This window comes from Enterococcus sp. 9E7_DIV0242 (genome assembly GCF_002140975.2).
Classification (GTDB): Bacteria; Bacillota; Bacilli; order Lactobacillales; family Enterococcaceae; genus Enterococcus_L; species Enterococcus_L clewellii.
The window spans coordinates 510,444-532,549 of the sequence record NZ_CP147247.1; the positions used below are offsets into that span (position 1 = coordinate 510,444).

17 protein-coding genes are annotated in these 22,106 nt (G+C 36.4%); 7 read left to right on the forward strand and 10 right to left on the reverse strand.

Features of this window, described 5'->3' with window-relative positions; genetic code table 11:
* Positions 1-176 precede the first annotated feature (176 nt).
* Positions 177-782 carry a lysozyme family protein gene (locus A5888_RS02470; protein ID WP_339101885.1) on the reverse strand — a complete coding sequence of 202 codons (606 nt, stop codon included), beginning with the start codon at positions 780-782 and terminating at the stop codon, positions 177-179.
* Positions 783-968: 186 nt separating this feature from the next.
* Between A5888_RS02470 and A5888_RS02475 the strand changes: the two genes are divergently transcribed.
* Entirely contained in the window at positions 969-1,697 is a 729-nt protein-coding gene (locus A5888_RS02475) for an alpha/beta fold hydrolase (protein ID WP_086347679.1), read from the forward strand.
* Positions 1,694-4,288, forward strand: coding sequence for a bifunctional lysylphosphatidylglycerol flippase/synthetase MprF (gene mprF, locus A5888_RS02480; protein ID WP_086347680.1), 2,595 nt, complete (start codon positions 1,694-1,696; stop codon positions 4,286-4,288). The genes A5888_RS02475 and mprF overlap by 4 nt, the downstream gene beginning before the upstream one ends.
* A gap of 68 nt (positions 4,289-4,356) precedes the next feature.
* On the opposite strand, the gene A5888_RS02485 is transcribed toward mprF, so the two are convergent.
* A complete protein-coding gene (locus A5888_RS02485) occupies positions 4,357-5,235 on the reverse strand; it encodes a PhzF family phenazine biosynthesis isomerase (protein ID WP_086347681.1) in 879 nt (292 codons plus the stop codon).
* A 139-nt stretch (positions 5,236-5,374) separates the two neighbouring features.
* On the opposite strand from A5888_RS02485, the gene A5888_RS02490 reads away from it, so the two are divergent.
* Positions 5,375-5,905 (forward strand): CDP-alcohol phosphatidyltransferase family protein, encoded by a 531-nt coding sequence (locus A5888_RS02490; RefSeq protein ID WP_086347682.1) that lies wholly within the window; start codon positions 5,375-5,377, stop codon positions 5,903-5,905.
* A gap of 123 nt (positions 5,906-6,028) precedes the next feature.
* Here the strand turns inward: A5888_RS02490 and tuf are convergent, their stop codons facing one another.
* The 3 genes from tuf to A5888_RS02505 all read right to left on the reverse strand — a co-directional run bounded on the left by tuf (position 6,029) and on the right by A5888_RS02505 (position 10,840).
* A complete protein-coding gene (tuf, locus tag A5888_RS02495) occupies positions 6,029-7,216 on the reverse strand; it encodes an elongation factor Tu (RefSeq protein ID WP_086347683.1) in 1,188 nt (395 codons plus the stop codon).
* A 632-nt stretch (positions 7,217-7,848) separates the two neighbouring features.
* Positions 7,849-8,376, reverse strand: a complete 528-nt coding sequence (locus A5888_RS02500; RefSeq protein WP_086347684.1) for a GNAT family N-acetyltransferase — start codon at positions 8,374-8,376, stop codon at positions 7,849-7,851.
* 418 nt (positions 8,377-8,794) lie between these two features.
* Positions 8,795-10,840, reverse strand: coding sequence for a peptidase domain-containing ABC transporter (locus A5888_RS02505; RefSeq protein ID WP_339101886.1), 2,046 nt, complete (start codon positions 10,838-10,840; stop codon positions 8,795-8,797).
* Between the two features lie 60 nt (positions 10,841-10,900).
* Between A5888_RS02505 and A5888_RS02510 the strand changes: the two genes are divergently transcribed.
* A complete protein-coding gene (locus A5888_RS02510; RefSeq protein ID WP_339101887.1) occupies positions 10,901-12,232 on the forward strand; it encodes a glycosyltransferase family 2 protein in 1,332 nt (443 codons plus the stop codon).
* A gap of 56 nt (positions 12,233-12,288) precedes the next feature.
* On the forward strand, positions 12,289-12,483 hold the full coding sequence (locus A5888_RS02515; protein WP_339101888.1) for a hypothetical protein: 195 nt from the start codon (positions 12,289-12,291) through the stop codon (positions 12,481-12,483).
* A 195-nt stretch (positions 12,484-12,678) separates the two neighbouring features.
* On the opposite strand, the gene nagE is transcribed toward A5888_RS02515, so the two are convergent.
* The gene (gene nagE, locus A5888_RS02520) at positions 12,679-14,670 is read right to left on the reverse strand and encodes an N-acetylglucosamine-specific PTS transporter subunit IIBC (RefSeq protein WP_086347685.1); all 1,992 of its coding nucleotides are present in this window, start codon (positions 14,668-14,670) and stop codon (positions 12,679-12,681) included.
* Positions 14,671-14,687: 17 nt separating this feature from the next.
* Positions 14,688-15,527 (reverse strand): PRD domain-containing protein, encoded by an 840-nt coding sequence (locus A5888_RS02525; protein ID WP_086347686.1) that lies wholly within the window; start codon positions 15,525-15,527, stop codon positions 14,688-14,690.
* A 371-nt stretch (positions 15,528-15,898) separates the two neighbouring features.
* Between A5888_RS02525 and A5888_RS02530 the strand changes: the two genes are divergently transcribed.
* Entirely contained in the window at positions 15,899-16,237 is a 339-nt protein-coding gene (locus A5888_RS02530) for a metal-sulfur cluster assembly factor (RefSeq protein WP_086347687.1), read from the forward strand.
* A 178-nt stretch (positions 16,238-16,415) separates the two neighbouring features.
* Positions 16,416-17,405 (forward strand): tyrosine-type recombinase/integrase, encoded by a 990-nt coding sequence (locus A5888_RS02535; protein ID WP_086347688.1) that lies wholly within the window; start codon positions 16,416-16,418, stop codon positions 17,403-17,405.
* Between the two features lie 1,378 nt (positions 17,406-18,783).
* Here A5888_RS02535 and A5888_RS02540 read toward each other — a convergent pair.
* From A5888_RS02540 to A5888_RS02550, 3 genes are all read right to left on the reverse strand, one after another.
* Positions 18,784-19,536: a phage minor capsid protein gene (locus A5888_RS02540; RefSeq protein WP_339102073.1), complete on the reverse strand. Its 753-nt coding sequence runs from the start codon at positions 19,534-19,536 to the stop codon at positions 18,784-18,786.
* A 118-nt stretch (positions 19,537-19,654) separates the two neighbouring features.
* Positions 19,655-20,650 (reverse strand): IS30 family transposase, encoded by a 996-nt coding sequence (locus tag A5888_RS02545; RefSeq protein WP_086347690.1) that lies wholly within the window; start codon positions 20,648-20,650, stop codon positions 19,655-19,657.
* Between the two features lie 125 nt (positions 20,651-20,775).
* Positions 20,776-22,101 carry an MATE family efflux transporter gene (locus A5888_RS02550; protein WP_086347691.1) on the reverse strand — a complete coding sequence of 442 codons (1,326 nt, stop codon included), beginning with the start codon at positions 22,099-22,101 and terminating at the stop codon, positions 20,776-20,778.
* Between the last annotated feature and the right edge of the window lie 5 nt (positions 22,102-22,106).

Sequence of the window (22,106 nt, forward strand, 5' to 3'; positions counted from 1 at the left end):
CTTCTATACTGTTTCACGGGACACAGGCTCCCTCTTTTACCTCTGAACAGCTAAAAGGAATGACTTCTGTATGATGCAGAAGTCATTCCTTTGTCTAACTCGTCTTTAAATAGCTATCTTTTCTATAACATCTCATAACATAGTTTTTTTCATCCTACAATAACCTAAACACTTCTTTATCCAAACCACTTGATAAATCGTTGATTCATTTTGACGATATCTGCATAAAACATATTCCCGCCATTTTTATAGAGAAATCCGCCGTTGTGAAAAATCGATTGCAGTCGGTAATACGGATAGGTTTCTGCATCGCTATTTCCAAGCAATGGAGACAAGAATTCTTTTGAATACTCCTCCGAAAGTGCAAGGGTGTTCTTCCCTCCATGCTCCTGCACAAAACGAATATATTCCAATCCGTAATTATACGCTTGAACTGCGGTCCATAAATCATTTCCAGCTTCCTTATTTTGCTGGATCGCTTCAGCTAAGAATTTGACCCCGTAGGCAATACTCTCCTGAGGATCATCAATCACTGCCTGTTGGCCGTAGACACTTTCGCTGCTCTGCATCAAATCAGCTGCTTGACCCTTGGATTCCGTGTAAATGATTGCCAAAACAGTATCTTTATATTCAGAAATTCCGTTTGCTTCTACTGCCTCAGTTACCTGATTGTCATACTTGATAACCTGCTGAACATTGCCGTAAATTTTATACCCTATATATAGTAAACTGATGATGATTATGCTAATAAAAATGATGCCTAATCTTTTTATGATTTTCATAGTGGTTTATAAAAGCCTCCAAACCTTAGAGCAATATTTACTTATCATACTTTACTCTGAAAAAAATAGCTTATTTCGAAATTATTCTTTAACATTCTTTAATAAACATTCCGAATGCTCGCTTTCCTCCATATCATTTTTCAAATTTCTGAAAAATGGCTATACTTGAACCAGTAGGTGATGAAAATGGCAAGTGAGAAGAAATCTATTACGACAGCGGATGGCAGTAAACTTTTTTATGAAGTCACCGGTTCCGGCTTCCCCCTCTTCCTACTTCATGGGAATGGCGGCAGTAGTGAATACTTTCTGTATCAGGTTCCAGTGCTCAGCCGTTTTTTCAAAGTATATACTGTTGATCTTCGTGGCCACGGGCGTTCAACGAACACACAATCAACTCTTACCTTCAATTTATTGTCTGATGACCTTTATCTTATCATAGAGAAAGAGAAGATTCACTCTCTTGATATTCTCGGCTTCAGCGACGGAGCAATTATTGCTATGCGCTTTGCTGCGGATCATCCGAAAATGGTTCGACATTTGATTTTAAACGCGGGAAACACTCTAGTCAACGGACTAACTTACATGGCTAAAATGGGTGTGTTGCTTGAATATCTCTGGTTTCGTACTCTTGGCGTGTTTCCTCGTTGGCGAGGACGCGCAGCAATCACAGCCTTGATGTTGAAAGACACAGGAATCACCTCGAGTGATCTGCAAAGAATTTCCGCAAAAACGCTAGTAATTGTTGGAAAAAGAGATGTAATTAGGCTGAAACATTCTATGTATATCACAGACATGATTCCCAACGCAGTATTTGTTTTGGTTTCAGGTCAAGGACACCTTTTTGCACAGAAAAACCCAAAGTTATTCAATAAACATATATTATCATTTCTTTTAGAAAAGCAGGTGGATTTATGAAAAAAATCATCCAATGGGTCCAACATAGACTGGGATTCATCAAGATAGTCTTTATTATTTCTGTTCTTTTTATTGTAACCAGCGAACTGTTATCGATTGGAAAAACACTTTCCTTTGACCAGCTTAAAACCATTTTTTTAGCTCTTCCAGTCTGGAAGATTATTTTAATGTTACTGGTTGGATTACTGGCAGTGACACCTATGTTCGGCTATGACATCGTTCTTAATCGAACCTTGGAGCAAAAAGTCAAAAAAAGCTATTTGTTCGAAACTAGCTGGATGATCAATTCGATCAACAATATCGCCGGTTTCGGTGGCTTAATCAGTATTGGGCTTCGGTCAGAGTTTTACGGCAAAAATACCGATGGCAAAAAAGTCGTCAAAGCACTCTCAAAAATTTTGATTTTTCTGTTGTCCGGTCTCTCGATATATAGCTTCCTTGCCTTTTTTCTGGTCTTATTTGGTCCTGATACAGGCTTTCTCAGCCAGTACTCTATTTGGCTGATTGGCGGTGGCTTATATTTTCCTGCCATCATGCTACTTACAACACTCAGAAAAGATGAGTATATTGGTGATATACCACTTACCTCGCGTTTCCAATTGATTCTTACTTCCTTTTTGGAATGGACAGGAGTTTTAGTAACATTCCTATTGATTGGTAAGCTATTAGATATTTCTTTTCACCCTACCCAGATCATCCCTTTGTTCATTGCGGCTTCGGTCATCGGAATTATTTCAATGATTCCCGGTGCCTTAGGAAGCTTTGATATTATGATGATTTTAGGGCTCTCAGCTTTAGGGAATATTCCCAGAGAGACTGTCGTTGCATGGCTGCTTTTGTATCGACTCTTCTATTATATAGTGCCATTTTTGATTGGAGTCGTTTTTTTCCTAAAAAATTTAAGTAGCAGCCTAAATGATCGCTACGCCGGAATCCCAAGAGAGCTGTCGATTGAGATCAGCCATAAGTTACTGGTGGCACTGATGTATTTCTCTGGAATCATGATCGTTCTTTCTACAACGATTCCAGAAGCCTTCAATCAATTTCATTGGCTGAAGGAGCTCAATCCTTGGTCGTTTCATCTACTAACTCAATTTCCGGCAGTTCTTTTAGGATTTTCTTTGTTGATTATGGGGCGCGGTATTGCTGCAAAAGTCACCCGTGCCTATATTCCAACGATCGGCTTAATTTTATTAACACTTGCTTACACGATTTTTAAGGACTTGAGTTGGAGTGTCATCTTCATTTTAATCGTGCTATTACTCTTTGTTATTTTCTCTAAGAAGGAGCTTTACCGGAAACAATTGGTCTATTCATGGGAAATGATAACAGTCGATGGAGTTATATTTGCTGTTTTAATGATTCTCTATATAGCAATTGGTGTTTACAACCTTCCGACCTTTCCACATCATAAGCACCATATCATTTCGTTCTTTCTTTTCCCGTCTGAGCGAGTTTGGTTGTCCGGATTTCTAGGAATTTTAATTACAGCACTATTCATGTTCGTCTTTATCCGCTTCCTTCAAGGGAAAAAACATACGATCGGGGAACCTCTAGATAGAGAACGTGCTTCCGCTCTATTCCAGACTTATGGAGGTAATGCAAATAGTCAGTTGCTTTTTCTTAATGATAAAGAGATGTATATTTACAAAAATAGCGCTGGAAATGAGACGGTTCTACTACAGTTCAAAACCTTCAACAACAAATGTATTGTTATGGGAGATCCATCTGGCGCAAAAGAAGATTTTTCTGCGGCTATTGCACAGTTCATTCAAGAAACGGATGTTTGGGGCTACTTGCCCGTGTTTTATGAGGTATCTGAATCACTCGTCCTATTACTTCATGAGTTTGGGTATGACTTCATAAAAATGGGTGAAGAAGCACATGTAGAGCTAGCTGATTTTACGCTCTCCGGTAAAAAACGCAGAGCAGATCGTGCAACCATGAATCGATTTGAAAAGGGACAGTATCAATTTGACATTCTGTCTCCCCCGTTTCTTCCAGAAACTCTATCAGAACTAAAAACAGTCTCCGACGAGTGGCTAGGCAATAGAAAGGAGAAGGGATTTTCACTGGGATTCTTTTCAGAAGACTATTTACAGCTATCTGACATTGCCGTTGTCAAAGATAACTCCGGTGAGATCATTGCTTTCGCCAACATTATGCCCACCTACACAAAGCTAGAAGGAACCATTGATTTGATGCGTTATAAACAACGAGCGCCTTCTGGGGTCATGGACTTTCTCTTTATTTCTATTTTCAACGCTATGAAAGAAGACGGAATTACCTATTTCAATATGGGGATGGCTCCCCTTGCTAATGTAGGCACTTCACGGAAAAGCTTTATTCAGGAACGCTTCGCTTTTCTTGTCTATAAATTCGGCGCTAGCTTCTACTCCTTCCAAGGGTTGAGAGCCTATAAAAACAAGTACGCCTCCACTTGGGTGCCTCGCTATACTTTGTATTCTCGTGACAGCTCGATCATTTATGTCATGATTGCTCTTTTGATCATCGATAATGCACCGATAGATGCTTCTGGTAAAAAAAGTCATGGCATCAAACGCATCTTAAAAAATAGATATCAACGGTAACTAAAAAGGAAATCACTCACAATGTTCGCCATAGAATGGGCTACTGTGAGTGATTTCTTTTTCTAACGCTATTTCTCTATTGAAATGGAAAGCTCCTGATTTTTACAGGCAGTTCCCGTAATACTTACAAAATGATGACCATCCGCAGCTCGTTTGGCCAAAACAGTTAATCTTCCCTCTTTTTGCACATGCTTGCCTTGTAGAATGGAAATCTCCTGTTCTGATTTTTCACGGTAGAGATGATCCAACAGGTATGCACCCATTACGCCAGATGCTGTTCCAGTAACCGAATCCTCTGTTGTACCTGAAAATGGTGATGAAAAATGTCTCGCTTCATATTGATCTGCTTGCTTAGTGGAAAGGGCAAACGGATGGATGGAGGATTTCGGTATTTCTTTCAGTATATCAGGAAAATGCTTCGTTTGAGGCACCATTTTATCTAGCACAGCTGGCTCCTTAACTGGAACGATCAACGTCCATGAGCCTGTATTGCCATAAACGATTGGCATTTCCGGTTCTAAATCAGCTTCAAGAATACCGATTGCCTGACAAAGTGCTTCTTGATCTCCTTCAAACGCAGTGAACTTCGCAGGCGCTTGCTCCATTGTCATCTTCTCTGTTTCTTTCTCATAGCTGACAGTGATGATTCCAGCTTGTGTTTCCACTCGCCAATCTCGATCAGTGTTTTCCTGCTGTGAAAGCAAATAGACAGCCCCCATCGTTGCATGCCCACATAAAGGCGTCTCATGACCGGGTGTAAAATACCGCAGCTTGACATCACCAACTTGACTCGTACAGACAAAAACACATTCGTTAAAGCCTACTTTTTTAGCGATCTCCTGCATTTGTTCCGTTGAATAATCATCACCTGATAGAATCACACCGGCCGGATTTCCTTGTCCTGGAATCTTTGTAAACGCATCTACTTGTACAACTCGACACTCCATATACACACCTCTTTATTTTTTGACTGATTATAGCATACATACCAGATAAAATCAGGAATTGCCAGAGAATAATTTGCTATAATAGAATTGACAAGTGGTCACACACTACTCGAATAATTGATTGCTACGGAGGTATGGAATGAAACAAGCCGCAAACATCGTTACAGGCCTACGCCTGCTGCTCACTCTACTCCTGCTTTTTACGGAGCCTCTTAGTTTTATATTCTTTTCTCTTTATTTAAGCTGCGGCATTAGTGATATGCTAGATGGGTATATCGCTCGAAAAACAAATACAGCCAGTTCAACTGGGGCTATTTTAGATAGTATTGCAGATAGCCTTTTTCTTCTTGTAACAGCAATCAAGCTTCTACCAGTGTTGCACCTACCTACTTGGCTTTTATGTTGGACATTGTTTGTCCTAGCGATTCGCCTATTGTCCTACCTTGTTGGTTTTGTAAAATACCGACAGTTTGTCAGCCTACACACTTATCTCAATAAGCTAACAGGATTATTGCTATTTCTTTCTCCGTTGCTCTATCTTTTTTTAAGTATCAATATTCTAGGTATTATTCTTGTTATTTTAGCAGTCGCATCAGCCTGTGAAGAATGTTGGATAACCTTCATATCAAAGACAGTGGATAGAGACAGAAAAAGCTTATTTTTTCATTAAACAACTAGAATTCAAAAAAACTCAAACAAAAGCAAGGAAATGTTGTGACCCCCAAAAGTTAGGTTTTCAGGTTTAACATTTGGGGGTCGGCTCAGAATTTCGCTTTGTTTGAGTTTTTCTTATTTATTTTTCTATTTCTGTAACAATCCCGGAGCCAACTGTTCGTCCGCCTTCACGAATAGAAAATGTGGTCCCTTGTTCAACGGCAATTGGATGGATCAATTCCACATCAATCGTCACATTGTCACCTGGCATAACCATTTCAACCTCGTTTGGCAATTCAACAACGCCAGTCACATCGGTTGTACGGAAGTAAAATTGTGGTCGATAATTCGTAAAGAACGGCGTATGACGTCCACCTTCTTCTTTTGTCAAAACATAAACCTCTGCTTTAAACTTTGTATGCGGTGTGATGGAACCTGGTTTAGCAATTACTTGACCACGTTCGATTTCATCACGGTTGATCCCTCTAAGAAGAATCCCAACGTTATCTCCAGCTTCACCATAATCAAGCGTTTTGCGGAACATTTCGATTCCTGTAACGACTGCTTTCCGAGTTTCCGGCTTGATTCCAACAATCTCTACTTCATCGTTGACCTTTACTTGTCCGCGATCGATTCGCCCTGATGCTACTGTTCCACGGCCTGTAATCGTGAACACATCTTCGACTGGAAGTAATAAAGGTTTATCTGTATCTCTTTCAGGAGTCGGGATGAATGCATCCACTGTATCCATTAACTCCATTATTGCCGCTTCTGCTTCCGGATCTCCTTCAAGTGCTTTTAATGCAGAGCCCTTAATCACTGGAATATCGTCTCCCGGGAAATTATATTCTGTCAATAGTTCCCTGATTTCCATTTCCACCAAATCGATCAACTCATCATCATCAACCAAATCAGTTTTATTCAAAAAGACGATCAAGTGCTTAACGCCTACTTGACGAGACAATAGAATATGTTCTCTTGTTTGAGGCATGGGTCCGTCTGTAGCCGATACCACCAGGATGGCTCCGTCCATTTGTGCAGCGCCTGTAATCATATTTTTCACATAATCCGCGTGTCCAGGTGCATCAATATGAGCATAGTGTCTTTTCTCTGTTTCATATTCTACATGAGCCGTGTTGATTGTAATGCCACGTTCACGTTCTTCTGGTGCTGCATCAATACTAGCATAGTCCTGCGGGTTTGCCAGGCCTTTTTTCCCTAATACTGTAGTAATTGCAGCAGTCAATGTTGTTTTTCCATGGTCAACGTGACCAATCGTCCCAATATTTACATGGGCTTTGCTTCTGTCGTAATGTTCTTTTGCCATAATATGCAAACCTCCTGTTTTTATTTGTAAGGTCGGGCTAAACATGCTATTTCGTTTGACGTTCACTGACCTTTACTTTTCAAATTATATACCTTTTTTAGAATATGGCAACAAATATGCTTACTAAAAATAAGTTTCTGTTTTTTGCTATTTTCATGAAATGAGCCATATAAAAAAGAGGTCAGTGCCGAAGCGGTTAGCTTCAAGCACCAAAAGTAGGTACTTTTCATCATCTGTTCTGCTCAAAAGAGCACTCACAGTGATTCTAAGCAATAAGACGGAATTTACGAAAATTGTTCCACAAATTTTTGCTAACCAAGTAGGTATTGTTCATCATCTATTTTGCGTACAAACTAGTGATTCTCAACAATTTTGGCTTATTGTCGAAGAGCCTTGAAACACAGTGGTTTACCACTGATGCATTCTCGCTTGTGGCTCGTCGCAGTTTAGGGCCTACGAGTGTTGAGCGGACATCGACACAGCTCGCTGCTAGTAGTTGCTGCCTCTGCGATTACTCGAGGCAAAGCAGGACATTTGAACCGCTTTTCTGACCCACCGTTTATTCGGAATTAGGCATGCTAAGAGTCCGGGAATTTATTTATGTCCCGGACTCTTTTTTGTCACTAATATATTTAGCTTGTATACTCGTCCTTTAGTAACGCATACTCATAGGTATCCTGCCAAATCGGTACACCTTGTTCGTCTTTCCAAAAGTACACATTCTTTTTCAGTACGCCTTCTCTTCTCATGCCAACACGCTCAAGCAAATGCCAAGATGCTTCATTTTCAGGATTACACAAAGCGGTAATCCGATGTACGCCTAATTCAGTAAAACCATATTCAATCACTGCTTTCACACTCTCAGAGGCGTAGCCTTGTCCCCAATACTGGCGATTGAACACATAGCCGATCATCCATGTATCAAAAGCCCCTTTACTAAAGTATACATTACCTATGACTTTTCCATTTCCTAGACATACTGCGAAAAACTCAGTGCTTTCAGCTCTTCGTACAGCTTCTTTCATAGCTTCTTCCTTTGAAAAAGCTTTATAAGGTTCATACTTTACTACCTCTTTATCTGACAAGTACTCATACAAATCAGAGCTATCGGTTTCCTTAAATTGGCGTAAATGCACTCGTTCTGTTTTTAATTCTTTCATTTTTATCCCTCTTTATTCAGTAATTTTGAAAAGAGCTTTCCATATATCTAATGCGTAATATAAAACTATCTATTCAAAAAATTTTTATACTAACATTGAATGACTTATCCGATATCAATAAAAAGCCCCCACATTATGTATAACTCAAAAAACTCATTTTGGAAGAGGGGGATTAATATCAAAAATTTTATTATTTTGAAGTAACTAATTTGAAAACTTAATTAAAATAGAAAAAATGACACATGATAGTAGCCTCTTGTTTTTACAACTTCATATTTCATTAAAATAGTCTAAAAAAATATAGTAACGTCATATGTTTCATTAGTATTAGATTTTTGTAATTTTCAGTGAGATATAATTTCTGATTCATTCAGTCTAAGTCTATGCAATGTTTGCCTCTAATCAGTTAAAATACTTACTATTCTAAATTTATCTTTCTTTCAAACATACTTATTATGGTTTCATTGTGAGTTATTAATATAACTGTCTGATCCATTTTCAATATATTCTCAACTATTTTCATTTCTGTATTTGAGTCTAAACCAGAGGTAGCTTCATCAAGTATCAAAATTTTAAAATTATGGTAAAACGCTCTTGCTAGTATTATTCTCTGTTGTTGACCAATAGAAATATTGGTTGCACCTTCATACAATTGAGTTTCTAAACCATTTGAAGTTTTCTGTATAAAATCACTTATTTCAGCTATTTGACAACATTTCTTTATCCTATCTAGGTCATATAAGTCATCTTCTAGAATTATATTTTCTAATATTGTTCCTTTAAACAAATATGGTTTTTGAGGGACATACAAAATATGCTTTCTGAGCTCATCTTTGTCTATGAACTTTATATTTAAATCACCAATATGAATATCGCCTTGGTTTGGTTCAACAATACCTACTAGCATTTTTGCAAGTGTAGATTTACCTGATCCACTCTTCCCCACTAAAACTATTTTCTCTCCTTGTTTAATTTTAACTGTTAAATTATTAGTCATATTTTTTGTATCAATATTATATCTCAGTTCCTGTATTAAAATATCAAAATTTCCCATTTTATTATTCATTAGATTTTCGTTAGAGATATCCATAATATCATTCAAACGATCATTTGAGACTACTGCAGATTGATATTTTAATTGGAACATTAACAGATTGTCTAAAGGAATAGAAAACATCATGTACATAGAACTATAGGCCACTAAACTTCCTAACGACATTCGATTATTAATTACTAAATATCCTCCTAACCACATCGTAAACAAAATTATAGTGGAGTAAATTATTCCTTTTGATACTTCTTGCATATAGCTTATTTTGGATAGTTCTTTACTAGATACAATATACTTATCTAATTGTTTAGAAACTTTACCATAGAAGTGATGTTCTTTTCTAAAGCTTTTTATAGTTTCCATACCATTTATCATTTCTATATAGACAGATTCAAAATTACTTAATTCAGTTAAAACTTTCTTCCTCTTTTTTTTATACGCTTCGCTAAAATACAAGGTCAAAGGAATATATATGGGAATTGATATCAATGCAATTAAAAACAATTTGAAGTTAAGAAACATTAAAACTAGAGACATGATTATTAGCATCAAAATGTCTACTATAAAATCTACTAAAAAACTTTTGAGAAAGTCAATTATGATCTCTATATCATTTACTCTCGAAATAATTTCTCCCGTCTTCCTATTATAAAAAAAATCTAAAGGCAGTTTCAAAATATGTTTAAGAAATTCAGAGTTCAACTCGAAATTCATTTTTTGAGACAAAGAATAAACAATTACATTTTTTAAGTAATTCATGAAACTTCTAAATACTAAAATTAACAGAAGGACAATAAACAATTTGTGTAACATACTAATATTATTTTTTGGAATTACTTGATCAATTAAAAATTTCTGATAGTATGAGTTTGCTATTCCTACTGCAGAAATAAAAAGTGATACAAAAAAAACAAATATAAATGTTCTTTTTTTATCAACGAATAACTTTAAATATGAAAACAAGCTAAACGATTCAACGATTTTAACTGAATAATCTTCTGATGGAAAGATATCAATAATAATTCCAGACCATTTCTTTACAAAATCACTTTCTTTTAGCCTCTCTTTTCCTGTAGCAGGGTCAACGAAATAAATATATTCCCCTTTTTTTTTGTAGCATAATACATAATGTTCAAAGCCATTCTCCAATTTGATATGTGCTATAAATGGGTTTGAAAAAAATTCTTTACTCATTATTTTTTTCGAAACATTATAAACAGATACTTCTAGTCCTAAAGCATTTCCACACTTTTTTATTCCTAGTGCTGAAGTTCCTTGAGTACCCGTTCCAGACAAAACTCTTAGAATATGTATAGGTACTTTACTGTTATAATAAGTTAATAGCATATACATGCATGCAACACCACAATCCGTTTCATCTTGTTGTAAATATGGGATAATTTTTTTTTTCAATAATACTACTCCTTTTACTGAATTTTTGTTATTATTTATTTATGAATAGGAGGATACATTATGACACTTTACAATATGTATATGTCGGATTATCTAAACCAACATATATCAAAAGCAAGCATTTTAGACGTTTTTTCTCTTCAAGAATGGATTAATAACTTAAATTATATTATAGAGTTTGATTCCAATCTAGTAGAATTTTTAAAAAATCATAAAGCACATTTTTCCACAAATGAAATAATTGATGTCATAAACAATATTAGTAAAAAAAAATTGCCTAGCATCACGTTTTCTATAATATGCAAAAATGAAGAAAGATGTATTGAACGTTGTATTAATAGTATAGTAGCAATTTCTGATGAGATCATTATTGTTGATACTGGCTCAACTGACTCTACAGTAAACATTATTGAAAAATTGAATAACTCAAAAATAAGACTGTTTCACCAAAAATGGACCGATGATTTTTCGCTACCAAGAAATTATGCTATTTCAAAGTCTACTAGTGAGTTCATTTTTTTCATAGACGCAGATGAATCATTAGAAGACACATCAGACACCTCAAATCTCAAACACATACTTAGACAATGCGATTTTCTTTGTGATTACATTCCGATTGCGTTCTGTCCTAAAATTATTAATCATGATGAACAGGAAATAGTAGCTGTTAGAAGAATTTTTAGAAAAAGAGATAATTTCTATTTTTTTGGCTTCGTTCATGAAGAACTTAGAAATAAAACCCTTAATCCCTATGTTGCATATGTATCATTAGATATACATATTGAACATGATGGATACAAGAATGAAGTCATAGAAAATAAAAATAAAAATAAAAGAAATTCTGATTTACTTAAGTTAATGTTGAAAAAAGAACCTGAGAATGATAGATGGAGATATTTCTATTTAAGAGATAGTATCAAAAATGAAAGCTACCAAACATTAGAACATCTTTTCTGGAGTTTTTTGTTAATAGACTCTTCTAAAATTTTGTCCTTAGATAACTTGCGAATAACAGAATATACTTTCTCAGTACTTATACATTTTTTAGGTTATTCCTCTGAAAATGATTTAGAAACATTTCAACTATTATTAAATTTTTTAGAGATTAATTATCCAGATCATCCTGATGTTGTCTACTATTCAACATTAAATAAAATTTTTCTATTAAAGAAACATCAATCACAGATGTTAAAGGATATCATGAAATATAGGAAAGAAAAGTCAGCTACTAATATGTTTGGTTCTATTCACTCCCAAGGTTATCATATTGATTTTCTAATTGGCCTTTTACTTTTAGAGAATGGCAAAGAGACAATGGCAAATGAATACTTTCATTTTCTAAAAGATAAGTTTTTACCCTCACATTTATTAAAAATGTTCAAAAAACAATAGAAATACATTTCAACAAGTGATATAATTATATTTATAAAAAGAGGAGGTAATTTGATATGGAAAAATCAAACGAATTGTTACAAAAAATTGAAGATGAAATGCAATTGGAAGATATTAACGGAGGCTGGAATGCAGGTCCTTCTATGGTTTGGGGAGGGATTATGGATTGGGTTACTGGTGGTTGTGCATGGCCTTGGGGAGTTCCATCGGGTTCTTCTTCTGGTGGTAACAGTTGGTGTACTTCTAGATAATACAAATGAGGCGACCTCCAAAAAGATAATTTTGGAGGTCGCCTTTTTTATATGTTCTAAAAGAAATTATGACAAACTCTTTGATTTTCTGAGCATTATATTCCATTAAAGTTATTATGATCTTAACAGCTCCCCACCCACAACTTTTTTATAGGCGGGGATTCATATTTTATGAAGTTTCTTCTTAAAATGTATCTATTCTACAACTGTTTGACCAATAGTTTCGTTTGCCTTCACAGACTGACCAGCTTTTGTCAGATCATAAGAAGAAACAATATCTTGATTTGTAAATACAACGATCAAATCAGATTTCTTTCCTGCTTTTTCTAATGCAGACAAATCGATTGTTGCAATTTTATCTCCGGCTTTCACTGTCTGACCTTCAGATACGTGTAAGGCGAAAGGCTCACCCTTCAATTCAACAGTATCTAATCCCATGTGCAACAACACTTCGATGCCAGAATCAGTCAAGATGCCCATTGCATGTTTTGTTGGGAAAATATTTGTGATCTTACCGGCGACAGGAGTAAACACTTCTCCGTTTGTCGGAAGTACTGCAAATCCGTCACCCATCATTTTTGCTGAGAAAACATCATCACTCACTTCGCTGATAGGAACAACTTTTCCATCAGCAACAGCATAAAGATCATTTGAACCACCTGCAACTGTTGCTGATGGAGCTACAGCTTGCACTTCAGACTTTTTTGCTACTTCACCTGTTGGTGCACCTGTCAGACCACCTGAATTATGCAGCTTTGTCATTTCATCAGCAACGAATTGTACTTCTGTTCCAACAATTACCTGAATGTTTTTATCATCAATGACTTTCACGCCAGGTACACCTGTCGCTTTGATTTTAGCTTGGTCCACAGTATTTGTATCCTTCACTGTCAAACGTAAACGAGTCGTACAGTTATCAATAGAAGTAACATTTCCTTGTGCGCCTAGGCCTTCATAAATTCTACGAGCTAATGAAGCAAATTTGTTGTCCCCTTCAGCAACATCTGGCGTTTCTTCTCCATCTCCTTCTTCACGTCCTGGTGTCATCAAGTTGAATTTTTTGATGACAAACAGGAATGTGAAATAATAGATAACTGCCATAACTAATCCAAGTAATAACAACATATATGGCTGATTTGCAATCGGAACTCTTAAGCTAAGTACAAAATCAATTAATCCCGCGCTAAAATTAAATCCTGCAGTCCATTGAAATGTTGCAGCGATAAACATAGAAATACCTGTCAAAATTGCATGAACGACATAAAGTGGCCAAGCAACAAACATAAACGCAAATTCTAAAGGCTCAGTTACACCTGTAAAGAATGATGCAAATCCTGCCGCCATCATCAATGAAGCTGTTGCCTTTTTCTTTTCAGGGCGAGCACATTGGTAAATAGCCAGAGCACCAGCTGGCAAACCAAACATCATTACTGGGAAAAACCCAGCTTGATACATACCTGTTATTCCCTTTACTCCTTCACTTGCCCAGAATTTACCAATATCATCAATTCCTGCAATATTAAACCAAAACACATTATTTAGCGCATGATGGAGACCCGTTGGAATCAATAAGCGATTAAACAGACCGTATAATCCTGCTCCGATAGCCCCCATACCTGAAATAGATTCCCCAAACGAAACTAAACCTGTGTAGACAGGAGGCCAAACGAAAATCAAACCTGCTGAAAGTAGTAACATTGCTGCAGCTGTAACAATTGGAACCAAACGTTTACCACTAAAAAAGGATAACGCCATCGGTAATTTTACACTACTAAACCGATTATACATGGCTGCCGCAACTAGACCTGCTAAAATTCCTATAAAAACATTTTTATTATTTATAGCAGAAAAAGCAATATTTACATCATCTTCAGCAATACCTTGAAACATTGCTACTGATGCTGAATTTACAAGTGTCATAGGAACTAAAAACGCAACTAAACCACTCAAAGCTGCTGAGCCATCCTTGTCTTTAGACATTCCTAATGCTAACCCTACAGCGAATAAAATTCCTAAGTTATCCAAAATTGTACTTCCAGCTTTAATAAGAAAAGCTGCTAAAATATTATTGCCTCCCCATCCACTCGGATCTATCCAATAACCAATTCCCATAAATAGTGCTGCAACTGGTAAAGTTGCGACTGGAAGCATTAGAGAGCGACCCATTCTTTGCATGTATTCTTTCATAATACACAACTCCTTCGTTATTTGTTTTTGATCATACGTAACCGCTCAATGTGAATGGCTAGATAGCCCAGTTCTTCACTCGGCACTTGATAATGAAAATTCTTCATCAGCAATACCTGGATTTTCTTAGCGATTTCATAACTTTCAGCATATTTTTTTCGAACAACATCTAGGATATCATCATCCAGTACCGCGTAATGATTTTGCTCGAAGCGATGGATGAACAGACGTAAATGATTTGCTAAACGAGAATAGCTTAAGCTCATCTGTTCAGAATAAACATCAATATCCAGTTCTTTTTCAATCAATCGTATAATTTCAGAAACAATCGTAACCTCGCGGATACTCTTACTGTTATCTGTTCGTCCACCACGAGCACTGTGGATATGGATAGCGATATACCCCGCTTCATCATAGCTAAATGGCAACCCCAATGTCTGAGTCAGATAATCAACCGCCCATTGTGCTATCGCAAACTCCTCACTATAAAGAATCTCGATTTCATGCAATAGCTTATTACGAACGATGATATTATTCTGAATATTCTCAGCAGCAAATGCAATGTGATCGCTTAGGCCAACATTGATATGGGCATTCAATTTTTCACCAAGAGTCGTCTCAGCATACTTAATGATTTCCTCTGTTGCGAAAAAATATTTTTCATCGATTTGTGATAACAGGACTTGAAGCTTTTTCAATCCTTCCGGCTCCATCACAAAAATCCGTTCAACCTGCTGTGCGTGCAGCAAGTCATTCTTCTTTTTGTTAAAACCGACACCCTTACCGACTGCAACTTTTTCCTGTCCTTCGTCAAGAACAAGCACTGCGTTTTGATTCAATACTTTTTTTATTTTCATAAACATTCCTCTTCTGCAGAAGTGTTTGCTTTGTTTTCATCCTGACTATAGACGCAAAAAAAGCATAGAACAATCCCATATAATAGTATGAACAAGCCATCCCTATACGAAATTCTTCCATGCCTAGTATTATCCAGTCACATGAAAACATATTTACAATGTGTTAACATCCACAAGTTTACAAATTTCTTAATAATTTGTCAACCTTTTTAGAGTTATTCTTTATAAATTATTTTTTGATTCCTAAAATACGGCGTTTTCTGTGCATTAATACAGCTCTTTTCCTCATCTGTGAAAGAGATTCTCATTTACAAAATGGTAAAAAGAAGGTATCATAAACGATAGCTAAGGATAAAGGAGTCGAGAAGACAATGAGCGAAGAACAAAAATGGTCTGCTGAGGAAATTGAAGGGATCAAAGAAGAGATTTTAACAGCGCTTGAAACAGTAATTGACCCTGAATTAGGTATTGATATTGTAAATTTAGGCTTGATTTATGAGATAGAATTTGAAGAAACCGGTGATACAGTCATCAAAATGACTTTGACAACAATGGGTTGCCCTTTGGCAGACATCCTGACAGAACAAATCCATCAGGCTGTAGCAGATATTCCGGAAGTTAAAAACGTGGAAGTGAAGCTTGTTTGGTACCCAGCATGGACAACCGATAAAATGTCTCGTTACGCACGGATTGCATTGGGTATCCGTTAAGAGCGCTACAACAGCATTTACAGCAGTTTTCCAACAGTGAAAATCAGTAATTCCCAGTAAAATAAATAGTGTTTATCAGTAGTCCAACAGATACCATAAAACCTCTTGGACAACAGATAAACTGAACAGCCTTCTATGCCGTTATTTGTAGTTATAACAGTATAGGAGGCTTTTTATTATGGCTGAAAAAATTGCATTATTAGAACTCTTGCCAGAGTTTACCTTCACTGACAAAGCAAGAGGACTCTCTGCTGGAACCATTGCTAAGCATAAAAAAGTATTGTCAGTGTTTTTCAAATTTATTAACAGTAATCATCAGGTCATGTACTTAAATGAGGTGAAACTGTTTCACGTCAGAAGTTTTGTTGTTGATCAGCTAGAATCTGGATTAACTGAGAGCTATGTAAATACCTTTATCAGATCAATCAGAGCTTTCTTTGTTTTCTGTGAGAATGAGGGCTATATTGACCACACTGAAAATCCGTGCACCAGACTCAAATGGCTGAAGGAACAGAAGAAAGTTATTAAAGCATACTCTGATACAGATGTTAAGAAGATGTTGAAATATGTCTATGATCAAACCAGAGTACACCAGAAGAACAACAAAGGACTTGCCAGCAGATACTTTGCTGAAAGAGACAGGTTCATTTTAATGACTTTGGCTGATACTGGTTTAAGAGTATCAGAGCTGTGTAATCTGACTGATGCTACTTTCAATGAATCAGGGATAACTGTGGTTAGAGGTAAAGGAAAAAAGGATAGATTTATGTATACTAGTGCTATTCTGATGAAACAGAAAATGAAGTATGACAGGATAAAGAAACAGTATTTTGAAGCAAAACCTACTATTAAATGTCAGGACTATGTATTCTTGACAAAGGACGGGAACAGAATCACTGTGGATATGGTGCAGAGATCCATTAAAAAGATTGGAAAATTAGCTGGCATTGATGAAACTGTTAGGTGCAGCCCTCACACCTTCAGGCATTACTTTACTCAGGCTCAAATTGCAAACGGCGCAAGTATCTATACCTTGCAGAAGCTTCTAGGACACTCTTCTGTCAAAACCACTGAGATATACCTAGCTTCTTTACAGAATCATATTATTTTAGATGAAGGAAAGGACACCAGCCCCCTCATGAACATTGGCAGCAGATATACAACATAAAATGGAGATAGAAAAAAATGTAGCTAGAATAAAAAATATATTTGTTATGTTTTAACAAAAAGAAGCGTTCTTTTGACCATCATTACTGTTCTAATTTATTAAAAATGACTAAAGCGTGTTATTTAAAAGAAAAAAAACACTATATATAAGTTGATAGAAACCAAAATTTCTGTATACTTGTTAATATAAGTTGAAAAGGGCTAATACTCCAGCAGAGATTGGAGGTTGAATGCCCATGGATCTATACCAATCAGCAATGTTTATTATTGCTCTGTGTAAATTCAGTTTGGAGCTCTACGACCGCTTTAAGACGAAATAAAAAGACTCTCATCCACTACCGCCAAGTAGAAAAAATGGATAAGAGGCAAATAAAGCTGCTGAGCCTAGCTCAACTTATTCTAACCAGTGTTCGTAGCACTGGTTTTTTACTGTTTTAAAATACACTGACATTCATACTATTTATTAATACAATTTTGTAACTATTCATACACTTTTAATGCATTGATAAATCTGTATATATTTATACTAAGATACTGCATTGTAAAAGTCAATCAATTTAGCTAATTTTTTAGCTTACGAATTAGCTAATATTTTCACTGTCATTTTAACTTACATTTTAAATAAATACAAGTAGATTCCATAAGTTATATAGGTTTTACTTTTTAATCAATTTGCAGAAGTTAAAAAAAGCAATTTTTAGACAGCATTTCTGTAAGCTAATTTGTTCGCTAATCTTTAACTAATTTTGACAGTTAAATAGACAAAATACAGAGGAAGAAAACAGCCAGAGCAGTTATTCTACTTTGGCTGTTTCATGCTGTATTCAACTGCGTTATTGCTACTGGAACATTCTGGATTCAAACCGTCTATTAGCCCTCTTTTTGTACAAAGGAGACCCTCTATACTTGTGACATAAAATTTGCTATCATTAACCTTAAGTTGAGCAGTTGAATACATGAGACCTCAGTTGTTGTACTGGGGGTGATGTCATGACAGAATACCAAGTAATTACATTGATTTTTGCTGCTTGCACTCTGTTGCTGAAGTGTTACGACAGTTTTAAACAAAAGTAACAAGCTCTTACCTGCTACCGTAGGAAGTAGAAACAGATAAGAGCCGTATTCTCAGCTGAGCTATCCAGTTAAGAACTGCTCAACTTATATTAAGTCAGTGTTGGTAGCACTGGCTTTTTTACTGTATTATTAATAGTAATATAATAGTAATATATAGGGATATCCTTATAATAGAACATCAATTTAAGAAAGTCAATTAAGGTAGAAATTAATTAACGGTCAAAAAACAGACACTCTTAGCAAAATGACATACTCCAATTGTTTTCCTTCTACTTCTGCTTTTACTTCTATTACAACTACAACTCCTACATATTTTTCCCCAACTTCTTTTTAGTTGTTGCTAATATATCTGGATGCACTAGCTCCAAACTCTTCACAACATTTACATGATGTTGGCAGTTAGGATGGAAACACTGCTTACTATCTTTAATCTGTTGAAAAGTTGGCAGTCCTGTTGTTTTACCATGAAGACTAATCAGAACATGCTCCCATTTTCCACAGTCATCTGTAGCTCCGTGGTGGCTGATCCACGCCAAGTCTTTCCCTTCTGCTGCAGCCAGTTCTCTATTTGTTTGCCAGTCTACTTCTGCAAGATTACTATTTAATACAGTGTCTACATATCTATCTAACTGCCATTCTCTGCCTAAGCTGTCAACTAATGCAACAAAGCCATTATTTTGTATCCTGTCTGTCAGTTCCTTTCTACTAAATTGTTGAAGAAGTTGCTTTTTATTCTCTTCATTTCCTCCACTGAAATAGCCAAAGCGTTCTTGAATTAGTCTGTCAGTATACTCAAATAGATTAATCTTTGCTGTATCTCCTGCCAGAGTCAGTTGTTGCTGAATTTCTGAGATAAACTGCTGAACAAATGAACTACTCTTAAACTGTAAAGCATGTGTTCCACCAACAGATTGATAAAACGCAACTGATTTCTTCTCAAACTCTTTGGTAAATAGTGTAAATATATCTACTTGTATCTGTTCATCTAATGTAGTTAGCTGTTGAAATATGAAAGCATGTAGCTCTTCTTGATTTAAAACAGAATGGCACTTGTCAATACTAAGTGCAACATCTTAAACAAATCTTAATAACATTCTTAATGGTTTTCATTATACAATTTTGTTCCGCTTTTTTAAACGGTTTGCTTGAAAATGCTTTTCATTGAATAACATTGTTTTATATTTTAGCGTACTCCAAATGGAATTTATGGTTTGCTGACTTCCATTTGAACAGTTTTCTTGGCCGATTGTTGATTTCATTTGTTGATTGATCGATCTTTAACTGGGATACTTTATTGAAGTCTGTAGGCTTTGGAAAATACTCTCTTAGTAGTCCATTATGGTATTCGTTTGATCCACGTTCGTGTGGCGCATATGGGTGCGCATAATATGTTTTAATACCATAGGTATCTTCCATGTGTTTTACATTATGGAAGTTCACGAATTCAATACCACGATCACAGGTAATTGATTTCACACCTGAGGGATACATTTCAACCAAGCGTTCCATAGCTGCCAACATACAAGCACCGTCTTTTCGAGTCATTTTAATGGCCACATAATGCCGTGATTTACGTTCTACGAACGTTGCTAGACAAGTTTCTACACCACGCTTAGAGAGTACTGTATCAGCTTCCCAATGACCAAAATCAGTTCTTAGAATAGTTGCTTCAGGTCGATCAGTGACTAAGCGATTCTCATAGAATTGTGGTGATGGAGTTTTCTTCAGTAATCTACCGCTATATTTTCTCCGGTATCTCTTCCCTTTCAGTCGTAGCTTCTTTATTGGAAACTTGATCAAACCAGAATAAATCCAGTTGTAGATGGTATTTGTAGATACATTGATGCTGCGTACACTGTTTGCTATCTGTTCTGGAGAGTATTTCTTCTTCAAGTATTTCAAAATAGTTTTTGTATTATGTACAGTTGCTTTTGTAGTTGTTCCACAGTTTCTTTTTCTCATGCGAGCCAAATTACCAGCACTTGAAGCCTGATAGCGCAATGCTGCCAGGCTGTTTGCTTTTCTCTCTTCGCTGTTTCTCCGGATTTCTCTGGAGATTGTTGATCGATGCCGGTCTAAACGTCTTGCTATCTCAGCCTGAGACAAACCTTCGTCTAAGTATGCTTCGATTTTTCCTCGTTCCTCAGCTGTTAAATGTTGATAAGTTGACATGAACAATTACACTCTCCTTTTGTATAGTTTAAATTACTTTGCTGCCGGAATAAAAGGAAGCCTGGTATAACAGACTTCCTTTCCTTTACATGAATAAGAGTCTTACCAAATAGAGAACTAACAGATTATTTCCTATTTTTCTCATAGGTTTTCAAATTCTTTCCAAATCTATAAACCAAAAACAGTGAACGTAAGTATAAATCAACGGCTATAGATAGCCAAATTCCTGCAATCCCCATATTCAATACTTTCGAAAGAAGAATAACTCCCACCACTCGGACACCCCACATTCCAAGGGCGGTACTATACAATGGTGCTTTAGTATCCCCCATTCCCTGAAGAGCACCTGTGGTGATTAAACTTATTGCCAACCCTGGCTGAGCGAAAGCATCAATTTTTAAAGCAATAATGATTTGTCGAATAGCTTCCTGATCGTCAGTAAATAAAGAAGCGAAGAATGGTGCGCCAAAGAAAAGAATCACACCAAGGGTTGACATGACGATTACCCCATATCTTACAGATGAGTAAGCATATTCCTTCGTCTGCTTATAGTTCTTAGCACCGATACTGTTTCCAACCAGAGTAGTTGCTGCTGTCGCTAATCCATAACCAGGCATGTAAGTAAAGCTTTCAATGTTCCCGGCAATTGAATGGGCAGCGAATGTCTTAGCGCCAATACTGACAATTAAACCAAAATAAACAACCTGTCCCAGTCGCATAACCAAACGTTCTAATGCAGCTGGAATAGAAATATCGATCAGCGGTTTGAAATTGCTCTTTGAAAATAAGTTAGGTAAATCAATTGGACTTTGGGACTGTTGCACCTTTCTGTAAAGCAGTACACAACCAATCACTCGTGATAGAACTGTCCCAATCGCTGTACCCAGTACACCTAGAGCTGGAATTGGACCAAACCCAAAAATCAAAATGTAATCAATCACGATATTCCCAATATTTACTACAACACTTATTTCCATAGGTGATTTTGTATCACCAGTTGCACGTAGGATGCTCCCAAAAATAGTCATTAAAGCGATAAACACAGAAGCTCCCCCAACAACCAGAAAAAACTGCATTCCGGAATCTAAGACTTCCGCTGATGCACCCATAATCCCTAATAACGGGCGGCCAAACAGGATGGAGATCACACCTAAAAAAAGCCCGATCAAGATGGCCAAGATCACCGATTGGTTGGTAATAGTCTGTGCTTCTTTTCCCTTGCCGGCACCAATTTTTTGAGCGATCAACGCAGATGTTCCTACTCCTAAAGCAATAAACAACGCTAGATACACGTTTAAAATGGTATTCGCGACACCAACGGCTGTTACAGCTAATAGTCCGATTTTGGAAATCATAAGAGTATCGATGAAGCCAACAAGTGTTTGAAGAACATTCTCTATAGTTGCTGGTAATGCTAAGCAAATGATTTTGTTTTCCTTCCATGTATTCATACATA

Excerpts from the sequence above, each read along its gene's own strand:
- A5888_RS02475 (WP_086347679.1), top strand. The coding sequence starts at position 969 with ATGGCAAGTGAGAAGAAATCTATTACGACAGCGGATGGCAGTAAACTT.
- A5888_RS02530 (WP_086347687.1), top strand. The coding sequence starts at position 15,899 with ATGAGCGAAGAACAAAAATGGTCTGCTGAGGAAATTGAAGGGATCAAA.
- A5888_RS02500 (WP_086347684.1), bottom strand. The coding sequence starts at position 8,376 with ATGAAAGAATTAAAAACAGAACGAGTGCATTTACGCCAATTTAAGGAA.
- nagE (WP_086347685.1), bottom strand. The coding sequence starts at position 14,670 with ATGAAAGAATACATGCAAAGAATGGGTCGCTCTCTAATGCTTCCAGTC.
- A5888_RS02545 (WP_086347690.1), bottom strand. The coding sequence starts at position 20,650 with ATGTCAACTTATCAACATTTAACAGCTGAGGAACGAGGAAAAATCGAA.
- A5888_RS02535 (WP_086347688.1), top strand. The coding sequence starts at position 16,416 with ATGGCTGAAAAAATTGCATTATTAGAACTCTTGCCAGAGTTTACCTTC.
- A5888_RS02470 (WP_339101885.1), bottom strand. The coding sequence starts at position 782 with ATGAAAATCATAAAAAGATTAGGCATCATTTTTATTAGCATAATCATC.
- A5888_RS02550 (WP_086347691.1), bottom strand. The coding sequence starts at position 22,101 with ATGAATACATGGAAGGAAAACAAAATCATTTGCTTAGCATTACCAGCA.
- mprF (WP_086347680.1), top strand. The coding sequence starts at position 1,694 with ATGAAAAAAATCATCCAATGGGTCCAACATAGACTGGGATTCATCAAG.
- A5888_RS02485 (WP_086347681.1), bottom strand. The coding sequence starts at position 5,235 with ATGGAGTGTCGAGTTGTACAAGTAGATGCGTTTACAAAGATTCCAGGA.
- A5888_RS02525 (WP_086347686.1), bottom strand. The coding sequence starts at position 15,527 with ATGAAAATAAAAAAAGTATTGAATCAAAACGCAGTGCTTGTTCTTGAC.
- tuf (WP_086347683.1), bottom strand. The coding sequence starts at position 7,216 with ATGGCAAAAGAACATTACGACAGAAGCAAAGCCCATGTAAATATTGGG.
- A5888_RS02510 (WP_339101887.1), top strand. The coding sequence starts at position 10,901 with ATGACACTTTACAATATGTATATGTCGGATTATCTAAACCAACATATA.
- A5888_RS02515 (WP_339101888.1), top strand. The coding sequence starts at position 12,289 with ATGGAAAAATCAAACGAATTGTTACAAAAAATTGAAGATGAAATGCAA.
- A5888_RS02490 (WP_086347682.1), top strand. The coding sequence starts at position 5,375 with ATGAAACAAGCCGCAAACATCGTTACAGGCCTACGCCTGCTGCTCACT.